The organism is Streptomyces sp. NPDC020742 (genome assembly GCF_040641675.1).
In the GTDB taxonomy this organism is placed as follows: Bacteria; Actinomycetota; Actinomycetes; order Streptomycetales; family Streptomycetaceae; genus Streptomyces.
Map to the genome: position 1 here is coordinate 143,795 of NZ_JBFAEA010000012.1, position 14,073 is coordinate 157,867.

Below are 14,073 nucleotides of genomic sequence, written 5' to 3' on the forward strand. Positions count from 1 at the left end.
TCGGTGGTGCCGTGCGGCGGGGCGTACTGGAGGGGGACAATCCCCTCATGACGCGCTCTGCACCCGAGGAACCCCGCAACGACGGCGGCTACCTTCTCGACAATGCACAGCCCGAGGCGGGCACCCGATTCGATGCGCTCGGCGAGCTCTTCGACCCGACCACCTTTCGGCACATGGAGGGACTGGGGGTCGCCCCGGGGTGGCAGTGCTGGGAGGTCGGGGCGGGCGGCCCCTCGGTGGCGACATGGCTGGCCGACCGGGTCGGGCGGGCCGGTCGGGTAGTGGCGACCGACATCGACACCTCCTGGGCCGAGCGGGCAGCCGGAGGGGGCATCGAGGTGCTGCGCCACGACGTGGGCCGGGACGAGCCGCCGGGGAGCGGCTTCGACCTCGTCCACGCACGGTTGGTGCTGGTGCACGTGGCCGACCGGGAACGGGCCCTGCGGGCGATGGTCGGGGCTCTGCGGCCGGGCGGCTGGCTCCTGCTGGAAGACGCCGATCCGGCATCGCAGCCGCTGATCTGCCTGGACGAGTACGGGCCCGAGCAGGCATTGGCCAACAGGCTGCGGGCCGGGTTCCGCTCGCTGCTGGCGGCTCGTGGCGCCGACCTGGCCTACGGCCGTAAACTCCCGCGGCTGCTGCGGGAGGCGGGACTGACCGAGGTCACCGCGGACGCCTACTTCCCGATCACATCCCCGGCTTGCGACGTCCTGGAGGCGGCGACGGTCCGACACGTGCGCGACGGTCTGGTCGCGGCGGGGCTCGCGACGGACGAGGAGATCGACCGGCACCTCGCGAACGTCACGTCGGGCCGCCTCGACCTCGCCACTTCCCCGATGATCTCCGCGTGGGGCCGCCGCCCCTGAGGACCGACGGACGGGCCGGTGCGGTGCCGCCCCGTCGCCCGTCGCGGGACGTACGGCACGGAGCGCACCTTCGGGGCGAACCACCCTTGCGGTAGGGCGAGTTGGAATGCCGTGGGCAGGCCGCCGCGCACCGGGCGGTCGGAGCTGGTCGCAGCGGGGCGCAGTCAGTACGTACGCGGGCATCTGGTGCCGGTACGTACCGGGCATCTGGTGCCTGGTGCCCGGTACCGATTCGATCGAGGGGGACGGAATGGGCAGCGAGAACGGCTCCACCGGCGGCGAGGCCGCGGGGGACTACACCTTCGGCGGCCTCCATCACGTGCAGTTGGCCATTCCGCCGGGGGCCGAGGACCTGTGCCGTGAGTTCTGGGGCGGCGTCCTGGGCATGGCCGAGGTGGCCAAGCCGCCGGCGCTGGCGCCCCGCGGCGGTTGCTGGTTCCGCGGTGGCGGCCTGGAAGTTCACCTCGGCGTGGAAAGGACTTCAGCCCCGCCCGCAAGGCTCACCCGGGCATCCTCGTCCGTTCCCTCAGCGAGCTCGCCCAGCGGTTGCAGGAGCGGGGTCACGAGGTGACATGGGACGACGACTTCCCGGGCCACGACCGCTTCTACGCCTACGACAAGGTCGGCAACCGGCTCGAGTTCCTGGAGCCGCGGGCCCCCGGCCGTCGCTGAGGCGGCCGGGGCCACTGCCGCCCCGGTCGGCCCTTCAAGCATGCCTTTCACGGCAGCACGGTCAGCGGCACGGTCAGCAGCAAGGGCACGACCGAGAGGGCGCCGTGTGGGGCTCGGTTGCTGGGCGGTTGAGCGACCGGGGGCGGGGGACCGGGTGGCTGCTGGGTGGAAGCTCGCGCCCTGCGGGGCCGGTGGGGGCGGCTGCACGGTCGTGAGAGGCCGTCGGCGTACGCCGTGCCGGTGGGGTGGGCCCGGGCCGCCCGCTCGAAGTGGACGAGGCTGGACGGGGCGCCCTTGCCGTGCGCCCGGGGCACCAGTGCGCAGGCGGAGCGCAGCCCGGCGCCCAGCAGCAACGGTGCTCACCGCCAGGCTGCCGACGAGGAAGGCGCCGGGATGCTCCCCGTTCTGGACGGACCGGTAGAGCGTCCCGCCGATGAGTCCGGTCGCGGCCAGTGTGACCCCCGCTTTGGCGTCGGCGTGCTTGGCCGCATCATTGGCGAGTGCGAGGACCTTCCAGGCCTCCTGGGTGGCATCGGCGGGGTGCCGGGAGGCGGTGGACCCGCCCTTCTCCCCGGTGTTCGCGGGGTCGCGGTTTCACGGACACCACCTTCCTCACCTTCCTTCGGGGGAGGGGAGTCTCGGGGCGGAGGCTCTCGGCCTGAGCCATGGGCGACGGCCCGGCCGTCGCACGGGAGGGCGGGCCCAGGCGCCCTTCGGGCGGCCCGTACTCGGCCGCTGGAGCACTCCCCGACGCACCGCGCCCGGCCCCGCCGGCGGGGCCCGATTGCGGCGCATGGCCGGCCTCCGCTCCGCACGACAATCCGGGGAGACCTGGGGAAAACCGGGGAGAGGGGGCACGCCGTAACAATTCGGAAGAGAGGTTGACTCTCCCCCGATGGGAGAGCCGAAGGTAGGGCCCATGCACGTCGACGACACAGCGCTGTGGAACATCGGGGAGGTCGCGGCGAAGACCGGGCTGTCGGTGAAGCTCATCCGGCACTGGTCCGACACCGGGGTCGTGCCGCCCGCCGGGCGGACCGCCGCCGGGTACCGCCGCTACGACCCCGGTTCGCTGGCCCGCCTGGAGCTGGCCCGGACCCTGCGGGACCTCGGGCTGGGACTCCCGGCGATCCGTGACGTCCTCGACCGCGAACACACCCTGGCGGAGGTGGCCGCGGCGCACGCCGACGCACTGGAAACCCAGATCCGCGCGCTGCGCACACAACAGGCGGTGCTGCGCTCCGTCACCCGCCGTACCACCACTGCCGAAGGACTCGCCCTGATGACCCGAACCGCCCGCCTGTCCGCCGCCGAACGCCGCGCGCTCATCCACACGTTCCTCACCGAGACGCTCGGCGACCTCGACGTCCCGGCCTACCGCCGCGGACTGCTGGCAGCCGCCCCGGAACTCTCCGACGACCCCACTGACGAGCAGGTCGACGCCTGGATCGAGCTGAGCGAACTGGTGGCGGATCCGGCACTCCGCACCGGGATACGGCGTATGGCCCAGTACGCCGCCGAGCACGCACCCGGCGACCATGACGAGTGCGCACTGCAACAAGCGCGGCGGCTCACCGACGACTGGACGGCACGGGTGAACACGGCGATGCAGGAGGGCATCGCCCCCGACTCACCGGCGGCCGACCCGGTGGTCGCCGCCATCGTCGCCGCCTGGATCCCCACACAGGCGCACAACTGCGATGTCCCGGACACGGACGGCGCCCCCGCCCGGCGCCTGCTGCGGGAACAACTCGACGTCGTCTCCGACCCGGTCGTCGAGCGGTACGGGCAACTGCTGTGCACCATCAACGGCCAGCCCGCCTACCCCGGCCTCGCCGCGGCGGGCAACTGGCTGCAGACCGCGCTGCGCGCCCACCCCGTCCCCGGCGCCCGGGCCGAGGAGCTCGGCTCCCTGTACGACGCCGGGGCCGACGCATGGCAGCCCACGGGAGTGCTGGACGCCTGCGAGCGGGTCCTGATCGTGGTGGAGGGGCTCATCCGTGCCGTGGCCCCGGACCAGCTCGGCCGGCCGACGCCCTGCGCGGACTGGGACGTACGCACCCTGCTGGACCACCTGGTCCGGGAGAACCTGCTGTGGGCCGGGCTGGCCAACGGCACTCCCCCCATCGGGACCACCGCCGATCACCTCGGCGACGACCCGGTCGGGGCCTTCCACGCCGCCGCACAGATCGCACTGACCGCCTTCGGCCGTCCCGGGATGCTGGAGCAGCGCTATGGGCCGGCACCGGGCCGGCGGATCGTCGAGCAACTGGTCATCGAGATGCTGGTCCACGGCTGGGACCTGGCCACGGCCATCGGGCACCCGCGCGACCTCGTTCCCGACCTCGCCGAGTCGGCCCTTCCGGTCGTGCGGCAGATCTACGGTGACCAGCCACGGAGCACGGGCGGCTCCTTCGCCCCGCCCCGGCCCGTACCTCACCGGGCACCCGCCCTCGACCATCTGGCCGGCTATCTCGGCCGCACCGTCACCTGACTGCCACCTGGTCGGTGCCTGGTGCCTGGTGCCTGGTGCCTCGTGCCATGTGCCCGGCGCCCGGTAGCCGTCAGGCGCTAGCGGTTAGCCGGTGGCCGGTGGGGCGGTGGCTGGTGGCCGTGGCCGTGGCCGGTGGGGCGGTGGCCGGAAGTCCCTGCGGCTCGGTTGGCGTCCCGGCCCGGAACCGGTTTGTTCCCTACGGACCGGGGCACATGCGGGACAGGTCCCCCGGCCGGTCCCCCGTCCGGCCGGGGGGCCTCCCCCCCCGCTTGGTTGCCGACGCGCGCGCCGGGGCTATCCGGGGACGGTGCCGAAGTCGACGCCGGTCAGATCACAGCTCGCGTCCCACAACCGCGCCGCGACGGAGCTGTCGGTGAGGTGGTTCCACACCGGTTCACGTCGGGGCTCGCCGCGCAGGCCGAAGACGCGCGGTCCCCACAGTTGGCCTCCACACACGGCCGGGTCGAGCACCGCCCGGACCGCGGGCCATGCGCCGGCGTGCTTGCCCTGGACGAGGAGGGCCGCGGGTGCCGCGCTCAGCCGTGCGCCGGCAGTTCGCACAGGGAGCGGCGGCCGTGACGGGGTGAGGGAGTCCAGCGCGCCACCGGGATGGACCACCACGCTCGCCACCGTGCTGCCGGCAGCACGCAGCCGGCGGTCGAGTTCGACGCCGAAGTACATCTGCGCCAACTTGGAGCGTCCGTAGGTGCGTTTGGGCCGGTAGCCCGTCCGGGACTGCAGGTCGTCCAGGTCGAGCCGCTCGGACTTCGCCGCGAAGCTGCCCATGGTCACAACACGGGCCGCCGGCGCAGCCGACAGCAGCGGCATCAACCTCTGGGTCAGTGCGAAGTGCCCGAGGTGGTTCGTGCCGAACATGAGCTCGTGACCGTCCCCGGTCTCCCTGCGCGGTGGGGCGTCAAGCGCGACGCCAGCGTTGTGGACCACCGCATCGAGGCGTGCCACCTCCAGTGATTCCACCGCCGTTGCGAGCGACGAGAGGTCGGCGAGGTTCAGCTGTACGGCCCGCACCCTCGCGCCAGGGACATGCGCACGGATCGAGGCCGTGGCGACCTCGGCCTTCGCGGGATTCCGGCTGCCGAGTACGACGGTGGCTCCGGTTGCCGACAGCTGCTCCGCGACGAAGTACCCGATGCCGGCGTTGCCGCCGGTGACCAGAAAGACGCTGTCATCGGCGCGAGGCAGCCGTTGGACATCCCAGGGCAGGGCGGCGGGCGTGGACGACATGAGGACGGGGACCCCTTGCTGTTGAAGGCGGCTGCGGCTGCAGCTGCTGCGCTGGGCAGCTCGACCCCACGGTTCCAGCGACCGCCTACACCGCGCCTACACATCGCCTACGGATCACCGACAGTCCCGTCATACAGCCGGCATCCCGCCGATGCGGTGCTGGCCCGTTGTCGCACCGTGCCGCTGAGCCTCACGTTGGCCAACCGGAGCGCTCAATGGCCAACTGGGGTGCTCGGCCACAGCGGAACCGATCGGGCGCGAAGGCGGCCGTCCGCAAAAGTGGCCGGCGACGGAAGTGACCAGTGAGTAGGCTCGCATCCGCCGCACCACGCCGGGTGCCGCCGAGGCTCCGGCCCGAAGAGATGCGCACCGCACCCGGCAGCCCGCGGCCCGACCGGTTTCGGGCCGTACCCGACAGCGTCCTCAGCAGCACACGACCAAGACGGTGGGAACCCATGGCAGATCACGACCTGACCGGCTTCGCCCGGAGCACCTTCAGCCACGGCGGAGTGACCCGTCGGATCCTGCGGCGCGGTACCGGGCCCGCGGTGATCGTGATGGCGGAGATACCCGGTATCACGCCCAAGGTGCTGGCGTTCGCCGAGCGGGTGGCCGCCATCGGCTGCACCGCCGTGCTCCCGGTGCTCTTCGGTACGCCCGGCCGCAGCGCTGATCCGAACACCGACGGGAAGCTGAAGACGGGGCTCTATCTGGCCTCATCGATCGGAAAGGTGTGTGTGAGCCGGGAGTTCACCACGATGGCCACCGGGAAGTCCTCGCCGGTGGTGACCTGGCTGCGGGCCCTGGCCGCCCATGAGCACGAGCGCTGTGGCGGCCCCGGTGTCGGCGCCGTCGGCATGTGCATGACCGGCGGCTTCGCCCTCGCCATGGCCGTGGACGACCGCTTGTTGGCCCCCGTGCTGTCCCAGCCGTCGATGCCGATGGCCCTCACCAAGCGGCAGGCCGCCGGCATCGACATCTCCGCCGGGGAACTCGCCGCCGTCCGGACCCGTTGCCAACGTGAGGGTCTTCAGGTCCTCGGGCTGCGCTTCCGAGGGGACCGGCTGGTGCCGGGCGACCGGTTCGCGTTCCTGCGCCGCGAACTCGGCGACGCCTTCACCGCCGTCGAACTCGATGACAGCGCGGCCAATCCCGATGCCGCGATGTCGCCGCACTCCGTACTGACCGAGCACCTCATCGACGAGCCCGGCCAGCCGACCCGTGCGGCTCTGGACGAGGTGCTCGACCTCTTCCGCCGCCGCTTGCTGACGGAGCACCACGACCCGACCGAGGACGCCCCGGCCGCTCCGGACGGGGCGTAACGGGCTGACGGCCGGTTCCGGTTGACGGCCGGTTCCGGCGGGCTGACGGGCGGACGGGCGGCCCGGCCCGGCGGATGCGGCCGGCTCCTCGTGGCAGGGGCGCGGCCGCTGGCCGGAAGGCGTCGGTGTGCACCGGTGGCGGGTAACGTGGCGTGGCCACCGACAGACCGATGGACCGAACGACGGACCGATCGACGGACCAATGGACCGAACGACGGACCGAGGGGACGACGGGCTCGGTGGACGCAACGGCAACCACATCTGGGGGAAACTCCTTTGTCCGCACATCTGCCGCCTCCTGGCGGCCCGTACCCCTACGGCCAGCCCGGCCCCAACCCGGCCCCCTATGGCCCACCACCCGGGCCCGGCCCGTACGGCCAGCCCGGCCAGGGCCAGGGGCAGGCACAGGGGCAGGTCCCGTACGGGCCGCCGGCACAGTCCCCCTACGGTGCCCCGTACGCTCCGCCGCTACCGCCCAACGGTCAGGCAGTACCCCCGCAAAACGGCTTCGCCCCCGTGCCGGGTGTGCTGCCGCAGGGCAGCCGGCCGGGCAACACCACACGGGCACGCGTCATCGCCCTTGTCTTGGTGGCCGCCTTCGCGGCCGCCGCGTGGTTCCTGAACCACGGGGAGAAGCCCGTCGACACGACCGTCGATGCGGCCGACGTTGGCGACTGTGTGCAGAAGACCGGGTCGGGTGACGACGTTTCGCTCACCGTCGTCGAGTGTGCCGGCAGCAAGGCGGAGTACAAGGTCGCGATCCGGAATCCCACGGGTGACCGGTGCCCCGACGGCTTCAGCGAGTACGAGAGGACCAAGGGGAGCGTGACGACGCTGAGGCTGTGTCTGACACCGGTCCGTAGATAGGCCGGTGGACCACGGCGCTCGAACGGGACCGCCAGGCCCCCCAGGCCGCTCCTGCCCTCGCCCGCCTTGGCATGGGGAGCAACGGGCCTGGGCGGCCGGTTCGCGGGGCGCCAACGCCACTACGGGCGAGGCAGGTTGAGGGCAGGCGGGAGGAGAGGCGGTCGGGTGGGTCGGTCGTCCGGGGACGGCCGCTCAGGCGGTGTCGTACGTCTGTCGGCACGAGGCGGTGTAGCGGTCCTCGCCGGCCGGGGTCCAGCCGCCGGCGCCCCGTACGGGACCGGTCGGCGCGAATCCGTTGTCCAGTAGCTGCTCGCGGAGCGCATCGGCGGGGAAGCCGTCCCCATCGGGTGTGGCGTCGACCGGCCAGAGGGTCACCAGCAGCGCTTCGGTGTCGCCGGTTTCCGGTTCGCTGTCGAGGCTGGCGATCTCCAGGTGCCAGTGGCCGTCACGTACGAAGGCGTCCGCGCGGAACAGCGGCTGTGCCGTCGCGGGGTTCTGATGGGTTTCGGTCATCCGGATCGGCTCCTGTCGTGGGTCGGGGAGTGCTGAGCATGCTTGTGCCGAGTCTGCGCGAGCCGGCACCGGTGACGGGAGGAGTCCCACCACACCGACAGCACCCTTCGGCCACCGGCCGCAGACGCCGGGGCCGGCGGGAGCCCCAGCGTATGCGGCCGGAGGCGCGCCGCGGCCCCGAAGCCTCGCGGCACCGGGCACGAGGCACCAGGCACGAGGCACGAGGCACGGTGGGCCCAGGCGTACGCACTCGGGTCGATGGCGAGCGTGCATCCCCTGGGACCCGTGCGCCCCTCCGCCCGTGCTCGCCCGCGAGGTCTGGCAGGATCACTGCCCATGCAACCGGGGCAATGGGGCGGCCATGCGATCGAGATGACCGCTGACCGCGTGATCAAACGGTTTCCGGCGGTGGAGCGAGGCCGTGCCGTGTGTGAGTGGCGTGCCCTGACGCTGCTGCACGCCCATGCCCCTGGGCTCGCACCGCGGCCGTGGGAGGCGGACCTTGAGGCCGCCGAGCCCACCGTCGTGATGTCCCGGCTGGCCGGCGTACCCCTCCGGGGCGCTGCCCTCGACCGCGAGCGGACCGACGCCCTGGCCCGGGCGGTCACCAGGATCCACACGGCCGTGCCGTCCGACATCGTCAGGGAGGTCCCGGTACGGGAGGGGCACCTCGGAGCGCTCATCGTGCGCGTGCGCCGGTGGGGCGTGACGGTCCGCCCCCAGGCGACCGGCGTGGTGCGGCAGGCCATGGATGCCGGGCTCGCCTGGTTGGCGCGGTCGGGGGCGGACGTCCGCACGACGGGGGAGGTGCCGGCGGTCTTCGGTGCGGGAGACGGCAATCTCGCGAACTACCTGTGGGACGGCGTCCGAGTACAGGTCGTCGACTTCGAAGAATCCGGTCGCAGTGACCGCGCCTTTGAATTGGCGGAAATCATCGAGCACGTGAGCAGCTGGGTGGAACACCCCTTGGATGTCTCCGCGTTCCTGGGGCATTTCGACCTCACTCCGGCGGAAACGGTGCGATTGCGGGAGTGCCGGCGATTGCTGGCTTTGGTGTGGCTGTTTCTGCTGACGCGTGATGCCGCGACGAGGCCCCGCAATCCGGCCGGCACGGCGGAGAGGCAGGCCGAGCGGCTGCTGGACCGCTTGCTCTGACAGCCGCTCGTGGACCGGTTGCCTTGCCGCACACGGCCGTGCGCCCCCGAGGTCGACGTTCACCGGTAAAGCGAACCACGGGGCCTCGGGATGTCCCTTGGCGCGTAAAGCGTTCGCCAAGAGCCCCGGATCGCTGTGCCGTTCGCCCCATGGGTAGCCTGCTGCTTCGATCAGCCGCACGCTGATTTCCACTTTCTGCCGTCATTCATGGGGGATTCGCACCATGTCCGCACCGCCGCCTTACCAGAACCACCCGCCGCAGCAGCCTTACGGGCACCCGCAACAGCCCTATGGACAGCAGCAGCAGGCCTACGGGCAGCAGCAACAGCCGTACGGGTACGCCCAGCAGCCCGCTCCCGTACCCCCGCAGCAGCGTCCGCCCCAGCCCAGCCTGCTGCGCGGTCTGATCACCGCCGTGATCGTGCTGGCGGTCTTCGGCGGCGTGGGCTGGTACGTCTGGGACTACAACACCAACCCCTCGGGCGGCAAGGCGAAGAAGGAGGCCGCCCAGGCCGCCAAGAGGGCAGAGGAGAAGACGCACGACCCGCAGTCCGGCGACTGTGTGAAGGTCGAGCATCCGAACGGCGACCCGCTGCCGACCATCGTCGACTGCGGCTCCTCCGAAGCCCAGTACAAGGCGGGGGAGCGGCTCTACGGCGCCGGCAAGGAGTGCCGCTCGCCGTACACCTACCAGATCCAGGTCACCCAGTCCCGCGGCATCGACTACACGATGTGCTTCACCAAGGTCTGACCTGAGCAGGCCTCAGTTGGCCCCAGTGAGCCTGGCCTGATCTCCCCGCCTCGGGCCGCTACCCCCTCAGCGAGTGGCGGCCCGGGGCCTCGACGGCGCAACCGACCTCGGACGGCCAGTCGGGCCGGAAGCGCGCCACGAAGTCGGCGAAGTCCGCGCACAGATAGCGGGGATCGGACGGCTTCAGGCGGATCTGCTTCCGGCGGTCGGCCCACCAGATCTCGAATCCGGTGACCGTGCCCTCGGCCGGCCAGTGCTCACTCAGATCGGGCAGCAGCACGACGTCGACAAAGCCTCCGACCTCCAGCCCGATGTCTACGAAGATCCCGATCGCACCGGGACGCGGCACGCGCACGACGGTCCCCTCATAGGCCTGCCCGAAGCGCAAGCCCTCCCGGATCCTTCTCCATTCGGCATCTGTTACCACCCACGCATCCTCACCCCCGGAGCCTTGGCCGGGAGTCGGGGACCCGGCGAGTGGGTGTCACCATGAGCGGTATGCGTGTGTGGACCGTGCAACCCGGCGACGTCCTGGCGACCCTGGAGCAGGAGGGCCGGTTGACGGGGGACTGGCAGCGCGTTGCTCCCGGGGTGCGTCCGGCGTACGAGGTCATGGTGGCCGAGATGCATCGGCGGGGGATCGACTGCGGTGGCAGGCCACCGGTGTGGGCCTGGGCCGAGCCGGACGCCGGCGGTGAACGGGTGCTGCTGACGGCTCAGTTGTTGCTCAGCCCCGTCGAGTGGGAGCGTGGCGTGGTGGTCCTCGACCTCGATGTCCCGGACGCCTCCGTGCTGTGCAGTGCGTACGGACGGTGGAACGACTTCCTCTGTGACGTCCTCGAGGGGGCGCCCGCGCCTGCCATGAACTGGGCCATCGGCCCGGACGACGAGCGGGGGAGCGATTGCCGGGTACAGGCCTGCCTTCCGGTGGTGCGGGCGTCCTGGGTCGTCGGGATCCGGCCACTGGAACCGGGGCCGGAGCCGGAGGGATTCGTCTCCGTACCGCCGGGCTTCCTGTAGCCCCGACCGCGGCGTGCGCTCCGGTGCCTTCGTGCGCCGGGGTGTGCGCCGGGAGTTCCGGCCGAGTGGGCGGGTGGGCCGCTGGGTAGGTCACCCCAGGTCAGACGCGTGCTGGGTGATTGAGGAGCTGTCGCGCCAGACAAAAGGGACAGTTGATCACTTTCTACGGGTGGGCCTTGCGGGATTAGGTATGCCTAACCTAATGTAACGACGCGTGTCGACGACCAAACCACCCGCCACTGCACCCCCTGTGCCCGAAAAGCGTCCCGCCGCTCACCTCTTGCGGCGCGTACCGCTGCTCGCGGTCGGGCTCGGTGCGCTGGCGCTCTGTGCCGCCCTCAGCCTCGCCGTCGGTGCCCGCTCGGTGCCGCTTTCCACCGTCTGGGACGCGCTGTTCGGCGCCGGCCACGGGCGGGACGCCATCGTGGTGACCGGCCTCCGGCTGCCGCGCACGGTCATCGGGCTCGCGGTCGGCGCGGCACTCGGGGTGGCCGGGGCGGTCGTTCAGGGCATCACCCGCAATCCGCTCGCCTCCCCGACCACGCTCGGCATCAACGCGGGCGCCGGCTTCGCCGTCGTCACCGCGATCTACGCCCTGCACCTGACCCGGCCCGTGCAGTACATCTGGTTCGCCTTCGCCGGCGCCGCACTGGCCGCGCTCTTCGCCCAGGCGCTGGCCCGCCGGGCCGGCGACCTCGACCCGGTACGCCTCGCGCTGGGCGGCACCGTCCTGCAACTCGTCCTGCTGTCCTGGACGTCGACGGTCATGCTGGCCAGCAAGCGGTCGCTGGACGAGGCGCGGTTCTGGCTGGCCGGCTCGCTGTCCGAGCGCCCGCTGGAGGTGCTCTACCCGCTGCTGCCGACCCTCCTCGTCGGCATCGTGCTCGCCCTGGCTCTCGCCCCGGCCCTCAACGCGCTGGCGCTGGGCGACGATTCGGCGCAGGCGCTGGGCGTACCGGTCTCCCGCATCCGCGCCGCCGGCGGGCTCGCCGTCGTCCTGCTCGCCGCGTCCGCGGTGGCCGTGGCCGGTCCGCTGGCCTTCATCGGACTGGCCGCCCCGCACCTGGTCCGCCAGCTGCTGCGCACCTCCGACCACCGGATCGTGGTGCCCGGCTGCCTGATCGCCGGACCCCTGCTGCTGCTCGGCGCCGACATCCTCGGACGCATCGTCATCCGGCCGTCCGAGCTACAGGTCGGCATCATCAGCGCGTTCCTCGGCGCGCCCCTGCTGGCGCTGCTGGCCCGGAAGGTGGCCCGATGAACGACCTCGTACGCACCTCCGCACTGCACGGCGCCGCGGCGGAGACCGCCCGCCGCCCCGGCCGCAGGGCCGGACGCAGCCGCACCGCGCTGATCGGGGCCGTCGGTCTGCTGGTGCTGTGCGCCCTGGTGACGGTGTCGGTGGCCAACGGCGATATGCCGCTGCCGCCCGTCGACGCGGTCAAGGGCCTGTTCGGGCTCGGCGACTCCGCCACGGTGCTGGTGGTCCAGGAGTTCCGCGCCCCCCGCATGGTCGCGGCGATCGTCGCCGGGGCGGGGCTGGCGACCGCCGGCGCCCTGCTCCAGCGGCTGTTCCGCAATCCGCTCGCCTCACCCGACGTCATGGGGGTCACCGGCGGAGCCTCGTTCGGCGCGGTGGCGATGCTGGCCGCCGGGGCCTCGCAGGCCCTGATGCCGCTGGCCGCGCTCGGCGGCGGGCTGCTCGCCGCGGTGCTGCTGGGCGTGTTCGGCTGGCGCTCCGGCACCAGCGTGACCCGACTGGTGCTGGTCGGTCTCGCCGTCCAGGCCGGCCTGTCCGCGGCGGTGAGCTTCATGGTCGTCCGCTTCCCCACCGAGCTGGCGGGCTCGGCCCTGCAGTGGACCACCGGCTCGGTGTACGGGCGGACCTGGCCCGAGGTGTGGTCCGCGGGCGGGGCGGTGGCCGTCGGCCTGCTGGCCGCCTTCGCGCTGCACCGCCGGCTCGCCGTGCTCGACCTGGGCGACGACTCGGCCGGTGCGCTCGGCCTGCGCACCAACGCCGCCCGGCTCCAGGTCCTGGTCATCGCGATCGTGCTGGCCTCGCTGGCCGCCGCGCTCACCGGGCCGGTCGCCTTCGTCGCGCTGGCCGTACCGCACATGGTCCGGTTCCTCGCCGGGCCGCCGACCGCCGGAACGCTGGCGCTGTCCGGTCTCGCGGGCGCCGTGCTGCTGCTCGCCTCCGACCTGGTGGCGCAGTACCTGCTGCCGATCGGCGGACTGCCGGTCGGCGTGGTCACCGCCACCCTGGGAGCGCCATGGCTCCTGGTGCTGATGATCCGTCAGAGCAGTTCCGTGAACAGGAGTGTCCGATGACCGCCAACCAGCTTTCCACCCACGGACTCGACCTGCGCTACGGCGACCGGCTGATCGTCGGCGGCCTGGACCTGGTGCTGCCCGGCGGCGCCGTCACCGCCGTCGTCGGCCCCAACGCCTGTGGCAAGTCGACCCTGTTGCGCGGCCTGACCCGGCTGCTGGCACCGGCCGCCGGCACCGTCGCGTTGGACGGCGCCGACATCCACCGGATGCCGGCCCGGGCGCTGGCCCTGCGGATGGGGCTGCTGCCCCAGCAGCCGGTCACCCCCGACGCGATCACCGTCGAGGCGCTCGTACGACTCGGCCGCTACCCCCACCAGCGGCTGCTGAGCCCCTGGTCGGCGGCGGACCAGCAGGCGGTGGAGAAGGCGCTGCGGCGCACCGGCACCGCGGAGCTGCGCGACCAGCCGGTCGACCGGCTCTCCGGCGGCCAGCGGCAGCGCGCCTGGATCGCCCTCGCCCTGGCGCAGGACACCGACCTGCTGCTCCTCGACGAGCCCACCACCTTCCTGGACCTGCGGCACCAGCTCGACGTCCTCGACCTGGTCGCCGCCCTGCACTCCGAGGCGGGCCGCACCGTGGTGATGGTGCTGCACGATCTCGGCCAGGCCGCCCGTTACGCCGACCACCTGGTGGTCCTCAAGGACGGGCAGCTGGCGGCGGCCGGCGCACCGGCGGACGTCCTCGACGCGGAGCTGGTCAAGTCCGTGTTCGACGTGGACTGCCGGGTGATCCCCGACCCCGAGACCGGCACCCCGCTGGTCGTCCCCAAGAGCAGTGCGCAGCGGCACACCGCCGTCACCGCCTGACCGACCGCTTTCCCCCACGAGCGCGTCC

14 protein-coding genes and 1 pseudogene are annotated in these 14,073 nt (G+C 72.5%); 11 read left to right on the forward strand and 4 right to left on the reverse strand.

Going from position 1 to position 14,073, the window contains the following annotated elements; genetic code table 11:
- The first annotated feature begins 47 nt into the window (after window positions 1–47).
- The gene (locus tag AB0G84_RS21560; protein WP_361322935.1) at window positions 48–866 is read left to right on the forward strand and encodes a methyltransferase domain-containing protein; all 819 of its coding nucleotides are present in this window, start codon (window positions 48–50) and stop codon (window positions 864–866) included.
- A 250-nt stretch (window positions 867–1,116) separates the two neighbouring features.
- A pseudogene (locus AB0G84_RS21565) lies at window positions 1,117–1,538 on the forward strand (glyoxalase).
- A 47-nt stretch (window positions 1,539–1,585) separates the two neighbouring features.
- Here AB0G84_RS21565 and AB0G84_RS21570 read toward each other — a convergent pair.
- Window positions 1,586–1,891 (reverse strand): hypothetical protein, encoded by a 306-nt coding sequence (locus tag AB0G84_RS21570; protein ID WP_361322938.1) that lies wholly within the window; start codon window positions 1,889–1,891, stop codon window positions 1,586–1,588.
- A gap of 566 nt (window positions 1,892–2,457) precedes the next feature.
- Between AB0G84_RS21570 and AB0G84_RS21575 the strand changes: the two genes are divergently transcribed.
- Window positions 2,458–4,032 (forward strand): TIGR03086 family metal-binding protein, encoded by a 1,575-nt coding sequence (locus AB0G84_RS21575; protein ID WP_361322941.1) that lies wholly within the window; start codon window positions 2,458–2,460, stop codon window positions 4,030–4,032.
- Between the two features lie 294 nt (window positions 4,033–4,326).
- Here AB0G84_RS21575 and AB0G84_RS21580 read toward each other — a convergent pair whose 3' ends face one another.
- Window positions 4,327–5,277 carry an SDR family NAD(P)-dependent oxidoreductase gene (locus AB0G84_RS21580; RefSeq protein ID WP_361322944.1) on the reverse strand — a complete coding sequence of 317 codons (951 nt, stop codon included), beginning with the start codon at window positions 5,275–5,277 and terminating at the stop codon, window positions 4,327–4,329.
- Window positions 5,278–5,732: 455 nt separating this feature from the next.
- Here AB0G84_RS21580 and AB0G84_RS21585 point away from each other — a divergent pair, with 455 nt between their 5' ends.
- Both AB0G84_RS21585 and AB0G84_RS21590 read left to right on the forward strand, forming a co-directional pair.
- Complete coding sequence (locus tag AB0G84_RS21585) at window positions 5,733–6,599, forward strand: dienelactone hydrolase family protein (protein WP_361322947.1); 867 nt, start codon at window positions 5,733–5,735, stop codon at window positions 6,597–6,599.
- Between the two features lie 588 nt (window positions 6,600–7,187).
- On the forward strand, window positions 7,188–7,466 hold the full coding sequence (locus AB0G84_RS21590) for a hypothetical protein (protein ID WP_361322950.1): 279 nt from the start codon (window positions 7,188–7,190) through the stop codon (window positions 7,464–7,466).
- A 192-nt stretch (window positions 7,467–7,658) separates the two neighbouring features.
- On the opposite strand, the gene AB0G84_RS21595 is transcribed toward AB0G84_RS21590, so the two are convergent.
- On the reverse strand, window positions 7,659–7,979 hold the full coding sequence (locus AB0G84_RS21595; RefSeq protein ID WP_361322953.1) for a hypothetical protein: 321 nt from the start codon (window positions 7,977–7,979) through the stop codon (window positions 7,659–7,661).
- A 336-nt stretch (window positions 7,980–8,315) separates the two neighbouring features.
- Here AB0G84_RS21595 and AB0G84_RS21600 point away from each other — a divergent pair, with 336 nt between their 5' ends.
- Both AB0G84_RS21600 and AB0G84_RS21605 read left to right on the forward strand, forming a co-directional pair.
- Window positions 8,316–9,134, forward strand: a complete 819-nt coding sequence (locus AB0G84_RS21600) for a phosphotransferase (RefSeq protein ID WP_361322956.1) — start codon at window positions 8,316–8,318, stop codon at window positions 9,132–9,134.
- Between the two features lie 223 nt (window positions 9,135–9,357).
- Complete coding sequence (locus AB0G84_RS21605; RefSeq protein WP_361322959.1) at window positions 9,358–9,885, forward strand: hypothetical protein; 528 nt, start codon at window positions 9,358–9,360, stop codon at window positions 9,883–9,885.
- Between the two features lie 58 nt (window positions 9,886–9,943).
- On the opposite strand, the gene AB0G84_RS21610 is transcribed toward AB0G84_RS21605, so the two are convergent.
- Window positions 9,944–10,273, reverse strand: a complete 330-nt coding sequence (locus AB0G84_RS21610; RefSeq protein WP_361322962.1) for a hypothetical protein — start codon at window positions 10,271–10,273, stop codon at window positions 9,944–9,946.
- Between the two features lie 110 nt (window positions 10,274–10,383).
- Between AB0G84_RS21610 and AB0G84_RS21615 the strand changes: the two genes are divergently transcribed.
- From AB0G84_RS21615 to AB0G84_RS21630, 4 genes are all read left to right on the forward strand, one after another.
- Window positions 10,384–10,905, forward strand: coding sequence for a DUF3841 domain-containing protein (locus AB0G84_RS21615; RefSeq protein ID WP_361322965.1), 522 nt, complete (start codon window positions 10,384–10,386; stop codon window positions 10,903–10,905).
- Between the two features lie 250 nt (window positions 10,906–11,155).
- Window positions 11,156–12,166 carry an iron ABC transporter permease gene (locus tag AB0G84_RS21620; RefSeq protein ID WP_361322968.1) on the forward strand — a complete coding sequence of 337 codons (1,011 nt, stop codon included), beginning with the start codon at window positions 11,156–11,158 and terminating at the stop codon, window positions 12,164–12,166.
- Window positions 12,163–13,236: an iron ABC transporter permease gene (locus AB0G84_RS21625; protein ID WP_361322971.1), complete on the forward strand. Its 1,074-nt coding sequence runs from the start codon at window positions 12,163–12,165 to the stop codon at window positions 13,234–13,236. Before AB0G84_RS21620 ends, AB0G84_RS21625 begins: the two co-directional genes overlap by 4 nt.
- Window positions 13,233–14,045 carry an ABC transporter ATP-binding protein gene (locus AB0G84_RS21630; protein ID WP_361322974.1) on the forward strand — a complete coding sequence of 271 codons (813 nt, stop codon included), beginning with the start codon at window positions 13,233–13,235 and terminating at the stop codon, window positions 14,043–14,045. Before AB0G84_RS21625 ends, AB0G84_RS21630 begins: the two co-directional genes overlap by 4 nt.
- The last annotated feature ends 28 nt before the right edge of the window (window positions 14,046–14,073 follow it).